The 1,917-nt window shown below is 41.0% G+C and carries 1 protein-coding gene and 1 pseudogene; one reads left to right on the top strand and one right to left on the bottom strand.

The window, feature by feature from the left end:
• On the bottom strand, positions 1-620 hold a 620-nt coding region (gene rpiA / locus VXQ92_RS16325), incomplete at its 3' end, for a ribose-5-phosphate isomerase RpiA (protein ID WP_416682535.1).
• Between the two features lie 101 nt (positions 621-721).
• On the opposite strand from rpiA, the pseudogene ilvA reads away from it, so the two are divergent.
• Positions 722-1,917: pseudogene (ilvA, locus tag VXQ92_RS16320) on the top strand (threonine ammonia-lyase, biosynthetic); the annotation flags it as partial.

The following is a 1,917-nucleotide window of genomic DNA, read 5'->3' as shown; positions in this document are numbered from 1 at the left end:
GTTGCTGGATTTAACGCAAAAATACCGTTAGTCACAACACCCGGAATGTTGTTAATTGTCTTTTCCAAATCAATTGCATTTAAGATGTTCAAATTAAATACATCTAAAATAACGTTTCCGTTATCTGTTACCACACCTTCACGATAAACCGGATCACCACCTAAGCTTACCAATTTACGAGCTACAGCAGAACGCGCCATTGGAATAACTTCTACTGGTAATGGGAAATCACGACCAAGTTGATCAACCCATTTCGAATCATCAACGACACATACAAACTTTTTAGCAATTGAGGCTACAATTTTTTCACGAGTTAATGCTGCGCCGCCGCCTTTAATCATATGCATATGACGATCAATCTCATCTGCACCATCAACATAAGCATCAAGGCTACCCACATGGTTCATATCAACCACTTCTATGCCTAATTTTTTAAGCCGGTCTGCTGTTGCTTGAGAACTTGCTACTGCTGCTTCTAATTGTAGTTCAGGCAATAAATCAATCAGGAAATTTACAGTACTTCCAGTTCCTACCCCCAAAATGCCACCTTTGGGTAAGTGTTTTAAAGCAGCTTTCGCAGCAGCTTGTTTCTTTTCATCTTGGGTTGCATATAGGCTCATTACATCACTCAACTATTTTTTGACATTTATGCGCCAATAAACGGCGCAAATGCACAAGGGTTTGCTACAATAATTTCCTATTTTAAACTGTTATAGGGAAGATGAACATGCTGTCTCGTGTGGTACGACAAATTTTACAAGCAACGGTTTATGATGTTGCAATTGAAACACCTCTCGAAGCAGCTCCACGAATTAGTCAAAAATTAAACGTTTTAAGCGTGAAGATTTACAACCAGTTTTTTCTTTTAAATTACGCGGTGCCTATAACCGTATTAGTCAATTACCGAAAGAACAACTTGAACGTGGCGTCATTTGCGCATCTGCCGGCAACCATGCGCAAGGTGTAGCGTTGTCTGGTCAACGTTTAGGTATTCCTGCAATTATTGTTATGCCAAGTACTACCCCTGACATTAAAGTTCAGGCAGTGAAGCGTTTGGGTGGCCAAGTTGTATTACATGGCGATAGTTTTGATATTGCAAACAAATACGCTCAGCAACGTGCCGAAGCTGAAGGATTAGTTTTTATTCCACCTTATGACGACGAGTTGGTTATTGCGGGCCAAGGCACAATTGCGAATGAAATTTTACGCCAATGGCGTGATGTAGAATATGTTTTTGTTGCTGTTGGTGGTGGTGGCTTAATTGCTGGTGTAGCAGCTTACTTAGGTGATGTTGCACCGCATGTCAAAGTCATCGGTGTTGAATATGAAGAGTCAGCTTGTTTAAAAGCAGCGCTAGAAGCAAATGAACGTGTAGTCCTACCCCACGTAGGCTTATTTGCTGATGGTACAGCAGTTGCTCAAATTGGTGCCTTACCTTTTGATATCGTTCGTTTACGCAAATCAGATAACTCTGGACCAATTGTTGAACCAGACATTGTTACTGTAAATACAGATGAGATCTGTGCTGCAATTAAAGATACTTTTGATGAAAACCGCAGCATTGTTGAGCCGTCTGGTGCAATGGCCCTAGCTGGTATCAAAAAATATGTTGCCGAGCATAAAATTAGCGGCAAAAACATGGTATCGATTGTTTGCGGCGCCAACATGAACTTTGACCGCTTACGTTACATTGCAGAGCGCACCGAATTGGGTGAACAACGTGAAGCAATTTATGCAGTTACTCTTTCTGAAGAAAAAGGTGCATTCTTAGGCTTCTGCCGTGCTCTACAGGGCCGTAACATTACCGAGTTTAACTACCGTGCAAATAACACAGAAGAAGCACAAGTTTTTGTGGGTATTAGCTTAAAAGGTGGTGACACTGAACGTCATGAAATTTTAGAACAACTTAAACAGCAA

The sequence above is a fragment of the Acinetobacter sp. 228 genome, from assembly GCF_048147885.1.
Note: the sequence above shows the minus strand (reverse complement) of the source record. Positions and strands in the feature narration are given on the sequence as shown.